This is a genomic window from Flavobacterium sp. WC2409 (genome assembly GCF_041200085.1).
Classification (GTDB): Bacteria; Bacteroidota; Bacteroidia; order Flavobacteriales; family Flavobacteriaceae; genus Flavobacterium.
Genome location: NZ_CP165625.1, coordinates 2,932,479 through 2,950,839, shown reverse-complemented (window position 1 = coordinate 2,950,839; position 18,361 = coordinate 2,932,479). Strand labels below are relative to the sequence as shown.

Genomic DNA, 18,361 nt, shown 5'->3' with positions numbered 1-18,361 from the left:
AAAAAAGCTGCATATTCAAATAATTAATTTTTTTTTACATGAAAAAAAGTCTTTTTTCTCTTTTGTTGGGTGGGCTAACAATAGGAATAACAGAGTTTGTAATGATGGGACTATTGCCTGATATCGCCTCTGATTTAAAAATATCCATTCCAGTTGCTGGATATTTAATTTCGGCTTATGCCTTAGGTGTTGTTATTGGTGCGCCCTTAATTGTAATAATAGCGAGAAATGAGCCGCCAAAGAAGATATTGCTGATATTAGCAGCAATGCTTGCTTTTTTTAATTCATTATCTATAATTGCACCATCTTATAGTTTGCTGTTTATTTCACGTTTGCTTTCTGGATTGCCACATGGAGCTTTTTTTGGTGTTGGTGCCGTGGTTGCTACTCGTCTTGCCGATAAAGGGAAAGAAGCGCAAGCTATATCAATTATGTTTTCTGGTTTAACGATTGCCAATCTTGCTGGGGTGCCTATTGGAACTTATATAGGACATCATTTTGCTTGGCGTTATACTTTTATAATAATTGCTTTTATTGGTATGATCACATTTGTTGCTCTTTACTTTTGGATGCCAAATTTAGAAGCTAGAGCAAAACAAACAGTTAAGAGTCAATTGCAATTTTTTAAGAGACCAGAAGCTTGGTTGGTTATTTTAATTACAGCCATCGGAACTGGAGGATTATTTTGTTGGATTAGCTATATCGCTCCGTTGCTCACAGAAGTGTCACAATTCTCTGCTTCAGATGTTTCATATATATTGGTTTTAGCTGGGCTTGGGATGGTTATAGGAAATTTAATAGGAGGGAAGTTGACCGATCAATTTTCTCCTGAAATTACAATTATATCGATTCTTCTATTTCTGTCGGTTGATTTAATCTTAGTCTATTTATTCTCTTCAAACCAATATGTGAGTTTGTTGTTAGTATTTACTACTGGATGTATTTCATTCTCTATAGGAGCTCCTATTCAAATGCTGATGATTAAAACGGCTGTTGGCTCAGAGATGATTGCTTCGGCTGCAATTCAAGCCGCATTTAATGTGGGTAATGCATTAGGTGCCTTTCTTGGTGGTTTGCCTCTAGTCGCTGGCTTAAGCTACGCAACTCCTAATTTAGTTGGAGTTGTGATGGCATTATCAGGGGTGTTTTTTACAACAATTTTTCTTCAGAGAAAGCGCCGAATATTAAAATGGCAAAACAACTAAATTTGTTAGTGACTATTGATTTATAAGTAGATAACTCTAGTTTATAGGAACAGTTTTCTTGTTTTTAAGATCTTCAACTGAATTGCAATTTGTTTTTTGTTCGTTCTGGAGAGAAGGTAATTGTATTGATAATGAAATTACTTTAGCCCAGATAGCAGTGGAAATCCTTTTTATTTTTTCTTTAAAAATAAAAAGATTGCAGCGTATAGCTGGAAGTAGCTCTTAAAAACAAATAAATTATAAATTACAGATTGTTTCGAATAATCTCGCAATGACGCACAAAAAAACCGCCAATCTCACGAAAGGCGGTTTTTTGTTTAGTCTTTTATAGCATTTCCTTTTTTGTCAAAGAAATGATATTCTAAATACGTGTAAGCGTCACGAGGTATGATTTTCACCCACTTCTTATGTTCAAAAAACCATTTTGAACGTAATGATGGAAAACCTTTGGTAAGGTATGCTGCCACAAATGGATGTACATTAAGTACAACATCTTTGTGGGTTTTTAAAACTCTTTCTAAATCAGAATTGATTCGGTCGATAATTAAAATTGGCGCTTCAATTTCGCCTTTAACATCGTTTGGATCTTCTTCTCTAGTTTTTATGTTTACTTCTGGTCTTACTCTTTGTCTTGTAATTTGGACTAATCCAAATTTACTAGGAGGTAAGATTTTATGTTTCGCTTTGTCATCGCTCATTTCTTCTCTCAAGAAGTCGAACAAAACTTTACGATTTTCAGGATTAGACATATCGATAAAATCAATTACAATAATACCACCCATATCACGTAGACGCAATTGTCTAGCGATTTCAGCAGCAGCTATCATGTTGACTTCCATGGCAGTGTCTTCTTGGTTGGTAGCTTTATTAGAACGGTTTCCGCTGTTTACGTCAATAACGTGCAAAGCTTCAGTATGTTCAATAATAAGATAAGCCCCTTTACTCATGGATACTGTTTTCCCGAATGAAGTCTTGATTTGTCTCTCTATATTGTATTTCTCAAAAATAGGTGTATCGTTTGATTGATAAAACTTAACAATTGATTGTTTTGAAGGTGCAATTTCTTGCAAATAATCCTTAGTTTGGTTGTACAACTCTTCATCATCAATTTGAATACCACTAAAGGTATCATTAAAAACATCTCTTAATATCGAAGAAGCTCTATTGAGTTCTCCTAATATTTTGGAAGGATGATGAGCGGTTGGTAATTTTTTACACATTGCATCCCATCTGCTTAGCAGGTTCTGCAAATCTTTTTCTAATTCGGCTGTATTTTTGCCTTCTGCTACTGTGCGAACAATAACACCAAAACCTTTTGGTTTAACGGAATGTACAAGTTTTTTTAGTCTGTCTTTTTCTTTTTTGTCTTCTATTTTTTGAGAAATAGAGACACGATCAGAAAAAGGAACTAGAACAATAAAACGTCCGGCAAGAGAAAGCTCAGCGCTAATTCTCGGTCCTTTGGTTGATATTGGTTCTTTTACGACTTGTACAAGAATAGATTGATTGGCATTGATTACATCAGTAATGGTGCCATCTTTATCAATCTCTTTGTCAAACTGAAAGTTTTTTAGGGAGAAATCTTTTAATTTACCTGCGCTTACAAGTTTTATGAATTTCAGTTGGGAAGATAAATTGGGTCCTAAGTCATGATAATGTAAAAAAGCATCTTTTTCGAAGCCTACATTTACAAAAGCGGCATTAAGTCCAGCAACGGGTTTTCTAATTTTGGCGATAAAAATATCTCCAACTTGAAAATTGCTTTTTTCTTCTTCCTTGTGTAATTCAATTAGTTTTCCATCTTTTAATAAGGCAAAATCTACGAAATCAGAACTAGATCTAATGATCAATTCTTTATTCATTTGTAAATTTTTATCCAAACTTTTAGTTTTAATTTAAAGTTTTAAGTTTAAAAAACTCTTAGCTCATAATTCATAACTGAATTGTAAGGATGGATTAAACAATAATTTTAACAGGTATTGAACCCGGAGAAAACTAGCTGGCAGTTTGCAGTAATAAGTGATCAGTAAACTGAATACTAAAAACTGACGACTGAATACTAATTTTCGATTTCAATGAACGTTTAAAAAGAAAAAAGTAGTTATAAACTACTTTTTCTTTTTGTGACGGTTAGCTCTCGCTCTTTTTTTACGTTTGTGAGTTGCTACCTTATGTCTCTTTCTTTTTTTACCACTTGGCATATTGTGTTGATTTTATGATTAATTAATATTATTTTGCTTCGTTATTTATTTTTACTCCTTCTACAAAAACTTTTGCAGGTTTGAATGCAGGAATGTTATGTGCAGGAATTTTTATTGTGGTATTTTTAGAAATATTTCTACCAGTTTTCTCAGCTCTTGTTTTCACAATGAAACTTCCAAAACCTCTTAAATAAACATTGTCTCCAGTTTCTAATGAATTTTTAACTTCATTCATAAAAGTCTCTACTGTTGCTTGAACATCACCTTTTTCAAGACCTAATTTTTCTGAAATTTTTGCTACGATATCTGCTTTCGTCATTTTCTTTCCTTATTTATTATATTGTAATAATTTTTTTGAGTGTGCAAATATAGGAATTTAAAAAACAATAAATCAAGCTAATTCGTTAAATTTTAATCATATAAACTTTTACTTTTGCAAACAAATATTTAATAATGATTTTTTCTAACTTGCTAATTCAATGGTATTTACAAAATAAACGTGATTTACCTTGGAGAAATACCACCAATCCTTACTTTATTTGGCTTTCTGAAATCATGTTGCAACAGACTCGAGTAGCGCAAGGAATGCCTTATTTTCTGTCTTTTACTACAGCATTTCCTACTGTATTTGATTTGGCTAAAGCCGATGAAGAACAGGTTTTGAAACTATGGCAAGGTTTAGGGTATTATTCCCGTGCTCGCAATTTACATAAAACTGCGCAATATGTAGCTAATGATTTATCAGGAATTTTTCCTGATACTTATAATGAGTTATTGAAGTTGAAAGGAGTTGGCGAATATACTGCAGCGGCCATAGCTTCTTTTTCCTATAATGAAACGGTTCCTGTTGTAGATGGAAATGTGTTTCGAGTATTATCTCGTTATTTTGATATTGAAACGGATATCGCTTTGGCTTCCGCCAAAAAAGAGTTTGCCGCTTTGGCTTTTGAATTAATGCCTAAAGATAATCCGGCAACCTTTAATCAGGCAATTATGGAGTTTGGTGCTTTACAATGTGTGCCTAAAAGTCCTAATTGCAGCATTTGTGTTTTTAACGAAAGTTGTGCAGCCTTACAAAAAAACAAAGTAGACCAATTGCCTGTTAAGTCTAAGAAACTAAAAGTTAGAAATCGTTATTTTAATTATTTAGTGGTTTCTGATGAGCGTGAGGATACGCTAATCCAAAAGAGAACTTCAAAAGGGATTTGGCAAAATCTATATGAATTTCCAGTTATTGAAACGGATAAGGTGGAAGATTTTGAATATGTAGCCATGCAGGTGAAAAATGATTTTTTTAAGAATAATGAGGTTGTCAGTATAATGGAGTGTAATGCTGAAAGTATAATTCATAAATTATCACATCAACACCTATATATTAAGTTCTGGAAAATTAAAGTAAAAGGGGTGATTGAAAATGGGGTTGACAATGTTGCTTTAAAGACGTTCCCTTTTCCAATAGTGATTCATAATTTTATTGAAAAGGAATAATATTTGGTTTGTAAAAAATGTATCTTTGATAGAAATACCATAATAAATAAAATGAACGGAACGTTAAATAAGGTGATGCTTATTGGGCATCTTGGTGATGAAGTGAAAATGCACTATTTTGATGGAGGAAATTGTATTGGACGGTTTCAATTGGCAACAAATGAAGTCTATATAAATAAAACGACTAATGAAAAAATAACTTCTACAGAGTGGCATAATTTGGTAGTGCGTAATAAAGCTGCTGAGCTTTGCGAAAAATATCTTTCGAAAGGAGATAAAATTTACGTAGAAGGTCGAATTAAATCACGTCAATGGCAAACGGAGGAAGGTGTAACAAAATTCACTACTGAAATACAGGTTACAGAGTTCACTTTTTTATCCACAAAAAAGGATGGAGAAAACAACAAGCAAATTCCCATTCAAGAATCGACAAAAAACACTAACTTTGACCCACAGAATAACGGCTTACCAATCAATGATTTGCCGTTTTAATTGTTTAACTAATCTTTTTTAATTTGGACCCAGAGCCCAGTTTAAATTTTGCCTATACATTAGATACTGATCTAGTGTTTGGTTTTGCCGGAATATTTGTATTGCTTTTTTGCTCTGCATTAGTTTCTGGAGCCGAAGTTGCCTTGTTTTCCTTATCTCAAAAAGATATTGATGAAGCAATACAGGGAAATGCCTCCAAAGGGAGAATTTTGTCTGACCTTTTAGGAAGGCCAAAAAAATTACTGGCTACACTTCTTGTCGCTAATAACTTTATTAATATTGGAGTAGTAATTTTATTTTCATTTATTGGGAATGACTTATTTGCGGCAATCAGTTCTCCTATTTTAAAATTTATATTAGAAGTAATAGTTGTGACCTTTTTATTATTACTATTTGGAGAGGTCTTGCCCAAAGTATATGCAAGTAGAAATAATATTAAATTTGCTAAAGGTGTTGCTTATCCAATAGTAATACTTGACAAGTTACTTTCGCCATTAAGTATTCCAATGCGTCAGGCCACGGTGTATTTACATAATAAATTAGGAAAGCAAAAAACTAGTTTTTCTGTGGATCAATTATCACAAGCATTAGAGCTTACTTCATCTGACGAAACTTCATCTGAGGAACAAAAAATTCTTGAAGGAATTGTTTCTTTTGGAAATACAGATACAAAGCAGGTAATGAGTCCTAGGATTGATATTTTTGCTTTGGAAATAACTGAAACCTTTAGTGAAATATATGCTAAAATTATTGAAAAAGGGTATTCTAGAATTCCTGTTTATAGAGATAATGTAGATCAAATTGAAGGGGTACTTTTTGTAAAAGATTTATTACCACACTTAAATACTACTGATTTTGATTGGGCTACATTAATTAGAGAGCCGTTTTTTGTACCAGAAAATAAAAAATTAGACAATTTGTTGAAAGATTTTCAAAATATGAAAAGCCATTTGGCTATAGTTGTTGATGAATATGGAGGGACTTCTGGTTTGGTTTCTTTGGAAGATGTAATAGAGGAAATTGTTGGTGATATTAGTGATGAGTTTGATGACGAAGGGGTTAATTTTTCTCAGTTAGATGATAAAAATTATATTTTTGAAGGGAAGATAAATCTTAAAGATTTCTACCGAATTATAGATGTTGATGAAGATCTATTTGAAATTAAAAAAGGGGAAGCCGAAACGTTGGCTGGATTTATCCTCGAAATCTCTGGGAACTTCCCAAATAAAGGACAAAAAATTTCATATGGAAACTGTTTGTTTACTATTGAAACTGTAGATAAGAAACGTATAAAACAAATAAAAGTTACAATTGATGCTTAATTTTAAAACAGCACCTATAAAGTTTAAAACAGCAGTAGTGTTTTTAATTTTATTTTCAGGGGTACTTCTTTTTTCAAGTTGTAAAGATGATGTTATTCCTAAACCATCAAGCTATTTGCGTTTGGATTATCCAGTGGCTAAATATGTGGGTTTTGAAAATAAGTGCCCGTTTACTTTTGAAATGAATTCAGAAGCTGTTATAAAAGGAGAAAAGGATTGTGGTTTTACGATTACCTATCCAAAAATGAAAGCAACTATTTATCTGACTTATAAGCCTGTAAATAACAATATTAATAAGTTATTGAGGGATGCTCAAAAACTAACTTATGAGCATGTTATAAAAGCCGATGATATATTAGAGCAACCCTATTTGAACCCGCAAAAAAAAGTGTTTGGAATGTTTTATCAAGTAGATGGTAATGCGGCTACGAATTCTCAGTTTTATGCTACTGACAGTATTAAGCATTTTGTAACGGGTTCTATCTATTTCTACGCAAAACCTAATTTTGATTCCATTATGCCTGCAGCTAGTTATGTGAAAAATGACATGCAAAGACTGCTGGAAACCTTAAAATGGAAATAAATTTTCATATAAAAGCTTCTCAATTGAGAAGCTTTTTTTTTGTTCTTATAATGGAAGGGAATCACTATATTGGGTTTGCTTAAACTATTATGAAAATCACTAAATTAGGGTATTGATTTTAAAGATTGAAAAATTTATTTTTGAAAGCAACCTCTATGTGGATTTATTAATCAAAATTCAAGCGAACTATCGGGTAGAACTGTAGGCGCAGGAACTCCAAATGTACAAAGTCCAGTAGGTAAGCCATATAATTAATAAGTGACAGTATATGAAAAAAGCACTATTTTATTTAATAGTAAGTTTAAGTTGTGTTACTCTTTATTCTCAAAGAGCAAAAGAAAACAGATGCGATAAAAAGGAAAAAACGGAGGTTATAAATGATTTTTTAGCAACTATAATAACTGATGAAAACAAGGAAATTATATTGATAAAAGAAAAAATAAATCCAAATAAAATATTAGAAATGTATAGTGGATATAAGAGAGATTCTATAGCTCAATCTGAAAATAAAAACAGTAAATTACAAGGCTCATTATATGATGAGAATGCGTTTTTAACGATGAAAAAGCAATATGCTTTGAATGATGAAAACGAATGGGTTACTAGTGATTGCTGGAAAGCTAGAGATTTTAAATTTCAAAATATTAATTTTCAAAAAGGAGACTCAGTACGATATAAAGCTACGCGTCTTTTATACGATAGAGATGACAAACGGTACATCATTAATATTTCAAATCCTATTTATTATAAAAATAAGAAATATCTTTTATTTACTTATACCATTGTTTCAGCGGCATGGTTTCATGCCTCACCAGAAACGTATCTTATGGTTATGGAAAGATTTAAAGATAAATGGGTTTTAAAACATAAAAAATGGGATGAGGTTTATTATTAGCAGTTTGTGGATAAGTTTATTTTTAAACAAAGCTGTGGAATCAATAAATCAGCTGTATTTACTAACAAATCTATTCTATTTATTAGTAAGTTTAAGCGGTGTTACTCTTTATTCTCAAAGAACAAAAGAAAACAGATGCGATAAAAAGAGAAATGGTGGGGTTATCAATAATCCCCTTAATTAATAAATTAAAAATTTGAAAAAAGTAGTGATTTATTTATTTTGTGGCTTATGTTCAATTAATTGTTCGGCCAAAAATAATGACAATATAAAAATAATAATCAATAGAATAGATTTGTTAGTAAATACAGCTGATGTTGTTGTTTTTGTGAAATCTATAGATTCAAAATTTGCAGGTAAGAATTTTGGTAATTTAGAAATAAAACAAACAGATTCTATTTATAACGATTTAGGTAAGTGTCCCTTGACTAAAGAATGGCAAATTAATAACTGGGAGAAAGTAGATCTAAATAATGATGGTAAAACAGATTTGTTATTTACGGCTTACTGGTACAGCACTTACTCTCAATATGCCATAATAGCAAAAGAGAAAAATAGTTTTCAGCTTAATGAACTCTCAGACAATATTCAATATGGTTGTAAATTAGTAAAACCTATAAAAATTGATGGAAAAAATGAGTTGTTATTGCATGATTTTAAAAGAGATGCAGATCATGTCAAAATGGATACTTCGACTTATTTTGAGGATACGTTAACTTATAAATTTGATTCTTTTATTGAAAAGCATTCAGAAAAACAAACAAACTATGAAATTGAATCAGTTGTATTTCTGTTTCAAAACCTTTTCCAGTTAGAGGTCAATAATTTAGGTGTTGCTAAGTATGAAATTATTCAAGATCCTTTTTTGGCATTTGGATATTATGGTGATTTATATAATGGAAAAGCGACAAAGAATATAACAAGAAATAAATTTGAAGAGTTAAGCGATTTGTTAGAGTATATTCGAGTGAAGGATTTAGCTGATGACTATGAAATTAATGGTGTTGATTTTTCAACAGTAGTGTTGGAGGTTAGATTTAAAGATGGAACTATTAAAAAAATTAGAGATTATGGATTTCAAGGTACTTTTGGTTTGAATTCGGTATATCAAAAAATGATAAAAATTGCGAAGGAAATTAAGTTATAAATAGAGTATCATGAATAAAAAGCGTCTCAATTGAGGCGCTTTTTATTTGAGTGAAATTCTAGGTCGCATTTTGGAAAGTTTTTTTTTTTTTGATATATAATTGTTTCAATTTTTCTGACAGCAATTAGTTGTTATATCGTATTGTACTTATTTGATGGGAGTTGTAATTTATTTCTAAAATAAATTAAAAAATGGCAGTGTATTCATAAAATTGTTACAATTTTGGGGTAAAATTACAGATATGGAATCAAAACAATTAAAATGGGGTTATTTATTGGTGCTTTCTTTGGTTTGGGGGAGTTCTTTTATTCTAATTAAAAAAGGATTAATAGGGTTGTCCGCGATTCAAGTGGGTTCATTACGAATTATATTTGCTGCCATTTTTTTGTTGTTGATTGGTTTTAAAAGTTTGTCAAAGATCCCTAAAGAGAAATGGAAATATATTGCTCTAACCTCGGTATTTGGGACTTTTGTTCCTGCTTTTCTTTTTGCATTAGCGCAAACAGAAATTGATAGTTCAGTAAGTTCGATTCTAAACTCATTAACTCCTTTAAATACGTTGATTTTGGGTGCTTTAGTGTTTGGTGTTAATTTTCAAAGAAGACAGGTCTGGGGTGTTTTTATTGGATTGGTTGGGAGTTTACTTCTCGTTTTTAACGGAGCAATGAACCATCCGGATCAAAATTATTATTATGCTATTTTGGTTGTTATTGCTTCACTTTGCTATGCTGTCAACGTAAATCTAATCAAACGATTTCTGTCTGATTTAGCTCCGCTTAGTATAACAACGGGAAATTTTTTATTTCTAATATTTCCCGCATTAACAATTCTGTATTTTACAGGATTTTATGATGTGCTAGCAGTTGAAAAAGTACAGCATTCGGTTTATTTCATTATGATCTTGGGTGTAGTAGGAACTGGGATTGCTAATATTTTATTTTTTAAATTAATCCAAATTTCATCACCCGTTTTTGCAACTTCAGTGACTTATTTGATTCCAGTTGTGGCTTTCTTTTGGGGGTTATTAGATAATGAAATGTTGACACCTGTACAGTTTTTTGGTGCATTCATTATTTTAATAGGAGTGTATTTATCGGCGAAAAAGTAGTAGCTGCTCTTTTGAATATGATATAAACAACAAAGGCCGTCTTTCTAGACCGCCTTTGTGTTTTAAAAAGAGCACTATTTTTTTATTTGTAATTCGGTTTCTCTATGGAGTTTCCATAATTATCAAAATAGGATATAGGGATATTGAGTTTTTCTAAGCCAGGGATTACTTCGGCTCCTTTACCAGCAATAATGATTCGAGTATTGTCAATTAAAAAATACTTGTTAGCAGCTTGTAGTACATCTTCTGGGGTTACCGCATTTATTGTTTTGATGTAGTTTTCGTAAAAATCTTTTGGTAGTTCTTCCGTTTCAATGTTTAATGCATATCGTGCAACGGCCTGTGGTTTTTCGACCTGCATTACAAAACGACCAATATAGCCCGCTTTGACTTCGTTAAGTGTTTGTACGGACACTTTTTCGGTTCGGATTCTTTTGATTTCTTTTATAAATTCAACGACTGCGCTATCTGTAACGCTAGTTTTAATGGATGATGCTGATCTTAATTTGGACACATATTTACCGGCACCTATAATAGCATTAGCGCCATACGTCCAGCCGTGTTCTTCTCGTAAGTTCATATTTAAGTAACTATTGAAGCCTCCTCCTAATATATAGGTAGCAATTACTGCGGGGAAAAAATCTTTGTCTCCCATTTTTAAATTTATGGTGTTGACTAATGAAATTTCAGATTGTGAAGCACTAGGGACGTCTACAAAATTTATTTGAGTAAAAGGTGCGTTTTGTGGTGCAGTATAAGTTAATTTAGGAGTATTCCTTTTTTTCCAAGTTCCAAAAAGCTTTTCGACAATTGGTTTTATTTCTTTGAATTTGACATCGCCGATGATTACTAAATAACCGTTCTCAGGAGCAAAATAGTTTGTGTAGTTAGCTTCAACATCTGCAAGAGTCACATTGTTTATAGTTTCCTCAGTAATGTATTCTCCAGATGGATGTTTTTCTCCAAATGCTAAGGCGTCAATGACTCTATTGGCAATAGCAGGAACGCTTTTTTCTTGGGATTTAAGATTTTCAAGAAGTTTGGCTTTTTCGTTATCAAATTCTTCTTGAGTGAAATCAGGGTACAAAGCGCCATAAGAAAGTAGTTCTAAAATGCGCCCCGAATATTTAGAAAGAGAACTCGCGTATGCGCCATGGGAGTTAAAACTAATATTGGCACCAAGAAAGTCTACTTCTTCATTAAAGTCATCTTTGGTTATTTTAGTACTTCCGCTTCCTATTAAATAACTGCAAAGTTCATCTACCCCTTTTTTATCGCCTTCGGCAAATGGGGGATTGTCTATCGTAAGATTAAAAGTAACTTTTGGTAATTTGTGGTTTTCGACTACCATGACTTTAAGTCCATTTGCCAAAAAGAAAGTTTGTGGTTTTTTTATGTTTACCACTGGAGCTTTTCCGGCTTTGGGTTGTGGGCGATCTTGTGCTTGCATAATTCCTGTTATAAACAAAAGGATGAGTGTAATTCTTATTTTTTTCATGATTATCTTAGTTCTGTGCTGTTTCAGTAGCGGGAACGTAATCCAATAATAATCGTTGGTTTGGATTTAAGTATTTTTTAGCCACTGTTCGAATCTCCTCTCGGGTAATAGAATGGTAAATATCAATCTCATTATTTATTAAATGAATGTCACCATAAAGCAAATAATACTTGGCTAGATTTTCGGCAACACCTTCTACATTAGAATTGTTATTTACATTTTGATTCTCAAATTGATTCAATAGTTTTTGATAGTCTTTGTCAGTAATTAATTCAGTTTGTATTTTTAGGATTTCTTCATCTATTTCTCTTAATAAATCTTCAGATGAATTAGTGCCCATTGGTAGACCATATAAAATATACATTCCGTAATCTTCTTCGCTAAGATTAACGGCTCCAATTTGTAAGGCGATTTTTTTTTGGTCAACAATTTTCTTGTATAATTTTGAACTTTTACCATCGCTTAAATAAGCAGAAATGAAATCCAAAACAACTGCGTCTCTGGTTTTCATTGAAGGCGTTCTATATGCGGCGACAAGCATTGGGATCTTGATATTTGGATCCTGATAAGTTGCTTTAATAGTTTGTGTAATCGGTTCTTCGGTGAAAATTTGTTTTTGTATTTCTTCTCCTCTTTTGATAGTTCCAAAGTATTTTTGAATCCATTCTTTAGTAATTGCATTTTCAAAATCTCCCGCAACAACCAGTACAGCATTATTAGGGGTGTAGAACTTTTTATTAAAAGCTTGAAAATCTTCCAATGTAGCGGTATCTAAATGTTCCATGGAGCCAATGGTGGACCATCTGTAAGGATGGTTAATAAACAGGTGCTCTTTTACTACGTTTATGATTTTTCCATAAGGGCGATTGTCATAACGTGATGCTTTTTCTTCTTTTATAACACCGTTTTGAGTATCAACACCAATTTGGTTGATTATAGGATGCATTAATCTTTCGGATTCCATCCAAAGAGCCAATTCCAAATTATTGGAAGGGAAGACTTCGTAATAATAGGTTCGGTCGTCAGAAGTGTTGGCATTATTAGTACCTCCATTTGAAGCTACAATTTTAAACCATTCTCCGCGTTTTATATTGGCAGTTCCTTCAAATAATAAGTGTTCAAAAAAATGGGCAAAACCTGTTTTTTCAGGATTTTCGTCTTTTGAGCCCACATGGTACATTACGGAGGTGATAACTACCGGTGCTGTAGGGTCGTGATGCAAAATAACATGCATTCCGTTGTCAAGATCATATTCTTCAAAAGCTATTTTTTGGGCAGTTGCTACTCCACCAAGCATAAGGGCAGAACTTAATACCATTATTGATTTTTTCATAAAGATTAATAAAAATGTATTTACAATAAGTTATTGAAAGTGGATTATTGTTACTCCAAAAATACCTTTTTTTTAAGGATGAAAGTGCAATAGTTTTTAATTAATACGTAAACTAATGATATTTAGGGTTTCTAAAGTCTTGAAAATGGGGAGAAAAGAGATGAAAACATTTTTTCCTTTAAGTGATTGCATGGTAAAAAATAAATTGTATATTTGCAACCTTAAAAATCAATAAATCAATTCGGTATGTATGCAATCGTAGAGATAGCAGGGCAACAATTTAAAGTAAGCAAAGACTTAAAGGTTTATGTTCATCGTTTGACTAATGAAGAAGGTTCAAAAGTTTCTTTTGACAAAGTTCTTTTATTAGATGACAATGGAACAATCACTTTAGGCGCCCCAGCTATAGAAGGTGCTTCAGTAGAAGCTAAAGTGTTACAACACTTAAAAGGAGATAAAGTAATCGTTTTCAAAAAGAAAAGAAGAAAAGGATACAAAAAGAGAAACGGTCATAGACAATATCTTACTCAAATTGTAATTGAAGGTATTACTGCAGCAGGTGCTAAAAAAGCAGCTCCTAAGAAAGCAGCGGTTGAAGCAACTACTGAAGAGGCAGCTCCAAAAGTAAAAAAAGCTCCAAAAGCGAAAAAAGAAGATACTAAAGAATAATAACAATATTAAACTAATACGTCATGGCTCACAAGAAAGGTGTCGGTAGTTCCAAGAATGGTAGAGAATCAGAATCAAAACGTTTAGGCGTTAAGATTTTTGGAGGACAAGCTGCTATTGCAGGGAACATCATCGTAAGACAAAGAGGTTCTAAGCACAATCCAGGTGAAAATGTTTACATCAGTAAAGATCACACACTACATGCTAGAGTACCTGGAATTGTAAAGTTCCAAAAGAAAAGAGACAACAAATCATACGTTTCTATACTTCCATTTGAAGTTGAAGCATAATTGATTTTCTCAATTTATTAAAAACCCGTTTCGAAAGAAGCGGGTTTTTTTGTGGATAATTCCCAGTCCTTTGCCAAAGGAGAGGGTGGCTGAACGGGAAATGGATTTTTTTGATTGTAAAAATTGTTTGTGTCAAAACGTTGCGTAATTGCAGAGCCTCACTGCAGCTCTACGTGAAAATCTGTGCAGGAAGGGATTCCCTAGCTCGTGGGAACTGCGAAAGGGATAGTAGCGGTATCCTTTTATTTCGTCTCGAAACTTCGGGAAGAAATAAAAGATATAGTGAATAGCCCGACCCGAAGTTTTTACGTAGGGTCTCGCCCAAAAACAAAAAACCCTCGCATTCAGACTGAATTTAGTTCAGTTTCTTGCAAGGGTTTATATAAATCTAAAATTATAATCAGCAATTGCTAATTTACAATCATTTAGTATCTGTAATATTCTGGTTTGAATGGGCCATCAACTGCAACACCAATGTAAGCCGCTTGATCGTCACGTAGCGTTTCCAATTCAACTCCTAATTTAGCCAAGTGAAGCATTGCTACTTTCTCGTCTAAGTGTTTTGGTAACATGTATACGTCATTGTCGTAATTTGCGCTATTTTTCCACAATTCGATTTGAGCCAAAGTTTGGTTTGTAAATGAGTTACTCATTACAAAACTTGGGTGACCTGTAGCACAACCAAGGTTTACTAAACGACCTTCAGCCAAAAGGATGATATCTTTACCATTAATTGTATATTTATCAACTTGTGGTTTGATTTCAACTTTAGATGCTCCATGGTTTGTGTTTAACCAAGCAACTGCAATTTCGTTATCAAAGTGTCCAATGTTACAAACGATTGTTTTATCTTTCATTTGCTCAAAGTGAGAACCCAAAACGATATCTTTATTTCCAGTTGTTGTGATGATGATATCAGCATTTCCAACAACAGTGTTTAATTTTTTAACTTCAAAACCGTCCATTGCAGCTTGCAAAGCACAAATTGGATCGATTTCAGTAACTGTAACAATAGATCCAGCACCTCTAAAAGAAGCAGCAGTACCTTTTCCTACGTCACCATATCCACAAACGATTACTCTTTTACCAGCAAGCATAATATCAGTTGCACGACGAACTGCATCAACTGCACTTTCTTTACAACCGTATTTGTTGTCAAATTTCGATTTAGTAACCGAGTCATTAACATTGATAGCAGGCATTGGTAAAGTTCCTGCTTTTACTCTTTCGTAAAGTCTATGAACTCCAGTTGTAGTCTCTTCAGACAATCCTTTTATTCCAGCAACTAATTCTGGGTAACGGTCAATAACCATGTTTGTCAAATCTCCACCATCATCAAGAATCATGTTCAATGGTTTTCTATCTTCACCAAAGAATAATGTTTGCTCAATACACCAGTCAAAATCTTCTTCGTTCAAACCTTTCCAAGCGTATACTTGAATTCCTGCAGCAGCGATAGCAGCAGCAGCTTGATCTTGAGTTGAGAAAATGTTACAAGAAGACCAAGTCACTTCAGCGCCAAGAGCAATCAAAGTCTCTATTAAAACTGCAGTTTGAATCGTCATGTGTAAACATCCAGCAATACGAGAACCAGCAAGAGGTTGTTCGTCTTTGTATTCAGCGCGAAGTGCCATTAAACCTGGCATTTCAGCTTCAGCTAGTTCAATTTCTTTTCTTCCCCAGGCTGCTAGAGAGATGTCTTTTACTTTGAAAGCCACAAAAGGCATAGTTGTAGTACTCATTTATAGTATATTTGTATTGTAATTTTTTGCAAATTTACGTAATAACTTATGATTTAAAAAGGATTCACTTATATTTATGAATTGTTTAATAGTGTAATCTTTTAAAAATCAGTAAAATAATAATTTAAAGACTGTTTAGCTTCATTTTCAGGAGCTAATCCCGCTGTTCACTATATCTTTTTATCTTGAACTTGTTTTGGTAAACTAAAACAATTTTCAAGATAAAAAGGATGCCGTTGCCATCGGGGCTAAAAATCACGATATAGAATCATGCCTTTATACAAGACCATAAACTTCTCCCCAAGCGTTGGGATAAATACTAAAATTCTGGTTTGGAAAATCACCGAATCTTTTGATGAACTCCATGGGGAAGTTGTGTTAAACATGAAAAACCGTATCCGACTTGATAATATGAAATCCGACTTGCATCAACGGGGTTTTTTAAGCGTTCGTAAACTCTTGCAAGAGGCAGGTTATAATGATTTAGACTTGTATTACGATGAGTTTGGGAAGCCACATCTTATAGATGGTAAATACATTTCTATTACACATTCCCACCATTTTTCAGCTATTATTCTGAGTGATGAAACCGTAGGCATCGATATTGAGCTACAAAGAGAAAAAATCATTCGCATCGCTGATAAATTTGCTGATGAAGAGTTCAACTATTTAGATATAAAAAATCACGAAGAATACATAAAAAAACTTACTGTGATTTGGGGAGCCAAAGAAGCTATTTTTAAAATTAGAAATGAAAAGGGAATTAGTTTCAAGGATCATATTAAAGTCAAAGCCTTCCGTTTAGATGATAAAGAATTAAGAGCAGAACTTCACTTTGATAAGTTAGTGAAAGATTTTAAAATATTTCACGAAGAAATAGAAGACTTTGGGCTTGTGTATGCTTTTGAGAAAAAGTAATATGTGTTGTAAAATGGTATAAATGAACTACACTTTAGTTCGGCTTTCAAACATATTCATATAAAGGAAAGTACTCATTTTTCGGGCTCTTCTTTTTAGAATATCCACATTCTCTCCTAAAAATAACTCGTCTAAGGTTTCAAACAATAAATTCAGCCAAATGCCAAATTCGTGTGATGATATTTGGTTAGTAAATAACTTGTCGATTGTATTGTGAGCCAGTATTGGGTTTCCGCTGTACTTTTTGACCGCAAATAAATTGGTTTCCCAAAAATCGGTCAGTTTTGTTACATGTTCTTCCCAGTTAAGTATGGTGTCATTAAAATAAAAACCTATTTCACTATCAGCTCTTATTTTCTTGTAAAAAGTGGTGACTAAAAGTGAAATGTCAGCTCGGTTATCAATAGTCTTTTTCATTATTAAAGATTATTTAATACAATCAATAAAGTGCTTAGAATAGTACTTGCAATAATTAGATTAAAAATTAGTTTGTGTTTCATTTGTGCTAAAATAGAAGTGTTCACTAGCATGCAAATTAGTACAATAATACTAAGTTGAATCATCTGTCCAAAAGAAGTTCCATTTGCTAATATCATCATAGCTGCAGCTCCACCGAGACAGCTTTGTCCTAATATGGCTAAAGTTGAAAAACCAATAAAATTTTTGTCGAAATTCTCTAATGTATTTTTATAAAGTGTCATAGTGTAAAAATTTAATATGACAAAGTTAGATGTATGGGACTCGTTTTATTTATGATTCAAATCATAAAGGGCAACTTAACGGTAGACCTTTCGATTAATAATTTTTAAGAGCCCTTTTTTTTCTAAAGACTTAATAGCTCGAATAACGGTTTCTACTCGAAGTCCCGTTAAATCACCAATTTGTTGCCTAGTAAAATTGATTAGATATCCATGTTGGGATTTTTTTAAATTAAAATTAGCAATCGCATAATCAATGAGTGTTAAGACTCTATGTTCGGGTTCTTCAGAAGATATTTCAGCTGCCATTACTGATTTATAGTACAATCGCTGTGCTAAGTTTTCAATTATTGTTATGCTTATTGCAGGATTATTAGCGAGCAATTCTAAAAAGCATTCTTTAGTGATGCAAATCAATTCGGTATTTTCTAAGGCAACTGCACTAGCTGGATAAACTCGATTTAGGAATAAAGGAGGTTCTCCAAAACATTGATTTTCATAAAAAAAACCTTGAATAAATTCACGTCCATCGTCATTATAATTGTTCATTTTCACTTCGCCAGAAAGAATTTGATAATAATGTGTAGGCAGTTTTCCTTCTTCAAATATAGTGGAGGCTTTGTCATATCTTTTTTTTACGGCGCCATATTTTTCTAATAATTCAATAGCAATCATTTTTTATTTTTTTGGTTTTGTTATGGAGAGCCTTTCAAGCAAATGTAATTGTTTCAAAAATAGTTATTGTGCTAAAAAAAAAACTTTTACTTTTACG

Annotated in this window: 19 protein-coding genes; 11 read left to right on the top strand and 8 right to left on the bottom strand. The window is 32.7% G+C overall.

The features are described 5' to 3' along the window. Positions 1-38: 38 nt before the first annotated feature. Positions 39-1,205, top strand: coding sequence for an MFS transporter (locus AB3G34_RS12735; RefSeq protein WP_367772283.1), 1,167 nt, complete (start codon positions 39-41; stop codon positions 1,203-1,205). 317 nt (positions 1,206-1,522) lie between these two features. Here AB3G34_RS12735 and AB3G34_RS12730 read toward each other — a convergent pair whose 3' ends face one another. Together AB3G34_RS12730 and AB3G34_RS12725 are read right to left on the bottom strand one after the other, a co-directional pair. Beyond that, positions 1,523-3,067: an Rne/Rng family ribonuclease gene (locus AB3G34_RS12730; RefSeq protein ID WP_367755531.1), complete on the bottom strand. Its 1,545-nt coding sequence runs from the start codon at positions 3,065-3,067 to the stop codon at positions 1,523-1,525. 367 nt (positions 3,068-3,434) lie between these two features. After that, positions 3,435-3,725 carry an HU family DNA-binding protein gene (locus AB3G34_RS12725; RefSeq protein WP_016989051.1) on the bottom strand — a complete coding sequence of 97 codons (291 nt, stop codon included), beginning with the start codon at positions 3,723-3,725 and terminating at the stop codon, positions 3,435-3,437. Between the two features lie 134 nt (positions 3,726-3,859). On the opposite strand from AB3G34_RS12725, the gene mutY reads away from it, so the two are divergent. The 7 genes from mutY (at position 3,860) to AB3G34_RS12690 (ending at position 10,441) form a co-directional block, all read left to right on the top strand. Beyond that, complete coding sequence (gene mutY, locus AB3G34_RS12720; RefSeq protein ID WP_367755528.1) at positions 3,860-4,894, top strand: A/G-specific adenine glycosylase; 1,035 nt, start codon at positions 3,860-3,862, stop codon at positions 4,892-4,894. Positions 4,895-4,945: 51 nt separating this feature from the next. Then, entirely contained in the window at positions 4,946-5,386 is a 441-nt protein-coding gene (locus tag AB3G34_RS12715; protein WP_367755526.1) for a single-stranded DNA-binding protein, read from the top strand. Positions 5,387-5,409: 23 nt separating this feature from the next. Further along, entirely contained in the window at positions 5,410-6,708 is a 1,299-nt protein-coding gene (locus tag AB3G34_RS12710) for a gliding motility-associated protein GldE (protein ID WP_367772277.1), read from the top strand. Next, positions 6,701-7,291, top strand: coding sequence for a gliding motility lipoprotein GldD (gene gldD / locus AB3G34_RS12705; protein WP_367772276.1), 591 nt, complete (start codon positions 6,701-6,703; stop codon positions 7,289-7,291). Before AB3G34_RS12710 ends, gldD begins: the two co-directional genes overlap by 8 nt. 268 nt (positions 7,292-7,559) lie before the next feature. Beyond that, positions 7,560-8,186, top strand: coding sequence for a hypothetical protein (locus AB3G34_RS12700; RefSeq protein ID WP_369752641.1), 627 nt, complete (start codon positions 7,560-7,562; stop codon positions 8,184-8,186). 196 nt (positions 8,187-8,382) lie between these two features. Further along, complete coding sequence (locus AB3G34_RS12695; protein ID WP_369752640.1) at positions 8,383-9,333, top strand: hypothetical protein; 951 nt, start codon at positions 8,383-8,385, stop codon at positions 9,331-9,333. A 241-nt stretch (positions 9,334-9,574) separates the two neighbouring features. Beyond that, entirely contained in the window at positions 9,575-10,441 is an 867-nt protein-coding gene (locus AB3G34_RS12690; RefSeq protein ID WP_367755518.1) for a DMT family transporter, read from the top strand. An 82-nt stretch (positions 10,442-10,523) separates the two neighbouring features. On the opposite strand, the gene AB3G34_RS12685 is transcribed toward AB3G34_RS12690, so the two are convergent. Then, complete coding sequence (locus AB3G34_RS12685) at positions 10,524-11,939, bottom strand: M16 family metallopeptidase (RefSeq protein WP_369752639.1); 1,416 nt, start codon at positions 11,937-11,939, stop codon at positions 10,524-10,526. 7 nt (positions 11,940-11,946) lie between these two features. Next, positions 11,947-13,272: a M16 family metallopeptidase gene (locus AB3G34_RS12680; protein WP_367755514.1), complete on the bottom strand. Its 1,326-nt coding sequence runs from the start codon at positions 13,270-13,272 to the stop codon at positions 11,947-11,949. Positions 13,273-13,518: 246 nt separating this feature from the next. On the opposite strand from AB3G34_RS12680, the gene rplU reads away from it, so the two are divergent. Both rplU and rpmA read left to right on the top strand, forming a co-directional pair. Next, the gene (gene rplU, locus AB3G34_RS12675) at positions 13,519-13,941 is read left to right on the top strand and encodes a 50S ribosomal protein L21 (RefSeq protein WP_369752638.1); all 423 of its coding nucleotides are present in this window, start codon (positions 13,519-13,521) and stop codon (positions 13,939-13,941) included. A 23-nt stretch (positions 13,942-13,964) separates the two neighbouring features. Beyond that, positions 13,965-14,231 (top strand): 50S ribosomal protein L27, encoded by a 267-nt coding sequence (gene rpmA / locus AB3G34_RS12670; RefSeq protein ID WP_007137428.1) that lies wholly within the window; start codon positions 13,965-13,967, stop codon positions 14,229-14,231. Between the two features lie 425 nt (positions 14,232-14,656). On the opposite strand, the gene ahcY is transcribed toward rpmA, so the two are convergent. Continuing rightward, on the bottom strand, positions 14,657-15,973 hold the full coding sequence (gene ahcY, locus AB3G34_RS12665) for an adenosylhomocysteinase (protein WP_369752637.1): 1,317 nt from the start codon (positions 15,971-15,973) through the stop codon (positions 14,657-14,659). Positions 15,974-16,243: 270 nt separating this feature from the next. Between ahcY and AB3G34_RS12660 the strand changes: the two genes are divergently transcribed. Beyond that, a complete protein-coding gene (locus AB3G34_RS12660) occupies positions 16,244-16,891 on the top strand; it encodes a 4'-phosphopantetheinyl transferase superfamily protein (RefSeq protein WP_369752636.1) in 648 nt (215 codons plus the stop codon). A gap of 27 nt (positions 16,892-16,918) precedes the next feature. On the opposite strand, the gene AB3G34_RS12655 is transcribed toward AB3G34_RS12660, so the two are convergent. The 3 genes from AB3G34_RS12655 to AB3G34_RS12645 form a co-directional block, all read right to left on the bottom strand. Then, on the bottom strand, positions 16,919-17,308 hold the full coding sequence (locus AB3G34_RS12655; RefSeq protein WP_369752635.1) for a group III truncated hemoglobin: 390 nt from the start codon (positions 17,306-17,308) through the stop codon (positions 16,919-16,921). A gap of 2 nt (positions 17,309-17,310) precedes the next feature. After that, on the bottom strand, positions 17,311-17,592 hold the full coding sequence (locus AB3G34_RS12650) for a hypothetical protein (RefSeq protein WP_367772264.1): 282 nt from the start codon (positions 17,590-17,592) through the stop codon (positions 17,311-17,313). 75 nt (positions 17,593-17,667) lie between these two features. After that, positions 17,668-18,264, bottom strand: a complete 597-nt coding sequence (locus AB3G34_RS12645) for a Crp/Fnr family transcriptional regulator (RefSeq protein ID WP_367772262.1) — start codon at positions 18,262-18,264, stop codon at positions 17,668-17,670. Between the last annotated feature and the right edge of the window lie 97 nt (positions 18,265-18,361).

Excerpts from the sequence above, each read along its gene's own strand:
- AB3G34_RS12735 (WP_367772283.1), top strand. The coding sequence starts at position 39 with ATGAAAAAAAGTCTTTTTTCTCTTTTGTTGGGTGGGCTAACAATAGGA.
- AB3G34_RS12730 (WP_367755531.1), bottom strand. The coding sequence starts at position 3,067 with ATGAATAAAGAATTGATCATTAGATCTAGTTCTGATTTCGTAGATTTT.
- AB3G34_RS12725 (WP_016989051.1), bottom strand. The coding sequence starts at position 3,725 with ATGACGAAAGCAGATATCGTAGCAAAAATTTCAGAAAAATTAGGTCTT.
- mutY (WP_367755528.1), top strand. The coding sequence starts at position 3,860 with ATGATTTTTTCTAACTTGCTAATTCAATGGTATTTACAAAATAAACGT.
- AB3G34_RS12715 (WP_367755526.1), top strand. The coding sequence starts at position 4,946 with ATGAACGGAACGTTAAATAAGGTGATGCTTATTGGGCATCTTGGTGAT.
- gldD (WP_367772276.1), top strand. The coding sequence starts at position 6,701 with ATGCTTAATTTTAAAACAGCACCTATAAAGTTTAAAACAGCAGTAGTG.
- AB3G34_RS12700 (WP_369752641.1), top strand. The coding sequence starts at position 7,560 with ATGAAAAAAGCACTATTTTATTTAATAGTAAGTTTAAGTTGTGTTACT.
- AB3G34_RS12690 (WP_367755518.1), top strand. The coding sequence starts at position 9,575 with ATGGAATCAAAACAATTAAAATGGGGTTATTTATTGGTGCTTTCTTTG.
- AB3G34_RS12685 (WP_369752639.1), bottom strand. The coding sequence starts at position 11,939 with ATGAAAAAAATAAGAATTACACTCATCCTTTTGTTTATAACAGGAATT.
- AB3G34_RS12680 (WP_367755514.1), bottom strand. The coding sequence starts at position 13,272 with ATGAAAAAATCAATAATGGTATTAAGTTCTGCCCTTATGCTTGGTGGA.
- rplU (WP_369752638.1), top strand. The coding sequence starts at position 13,519 with ATGTATGCAATCGTAGAGATAGCAGGGCAACAATTTAAAGTAAGCAAA.
- rpmA (WP_007137428.1), top strand. The coding sequence starts at position 13,965 with ATGGCTCACAAGAAAGGTGTCGGTAGTTCCAAGAATGGTAGAGAATCA.
- ahcY (WP_369752637.1), bottom strand. The coding sequence starts at position 15,973 with ATGAGTACTACAACTATGCCTTTTGTGGCTTTCAAAGTAAAAGACATC.
- AB3G34_RS12660 (WP_369752636.1), top strand. The coding sequence starts at position 16,244 with ATGCCTTTATACAAGACCATAAACTTCTCCCCAAGCGTTGGGATAAAT.
- AB3G34_RS12655 (WP_369752635.1), bottom strand. The coding sequence starts at position 17,308 with ATGAAAAAGACTATTGATAACCGAGCTGACATTTCACTTTTAGTCACC.
- AB3G34_RS12650 (WP_367772264.1), bottom strand. The coding sequence starts at position 17,592 with ATGACACTTTATAAAAATACATTAGAGAATTTCGACAAAAATTTTATT.
- AB3G34_RS12645 (WP_367772262.1), bottom strand. The coding sequence starts at position 18,264 with ATGATTGCTATTGAATTATTAGAAAAATATGGCGCCGTAAAAAAAAGA.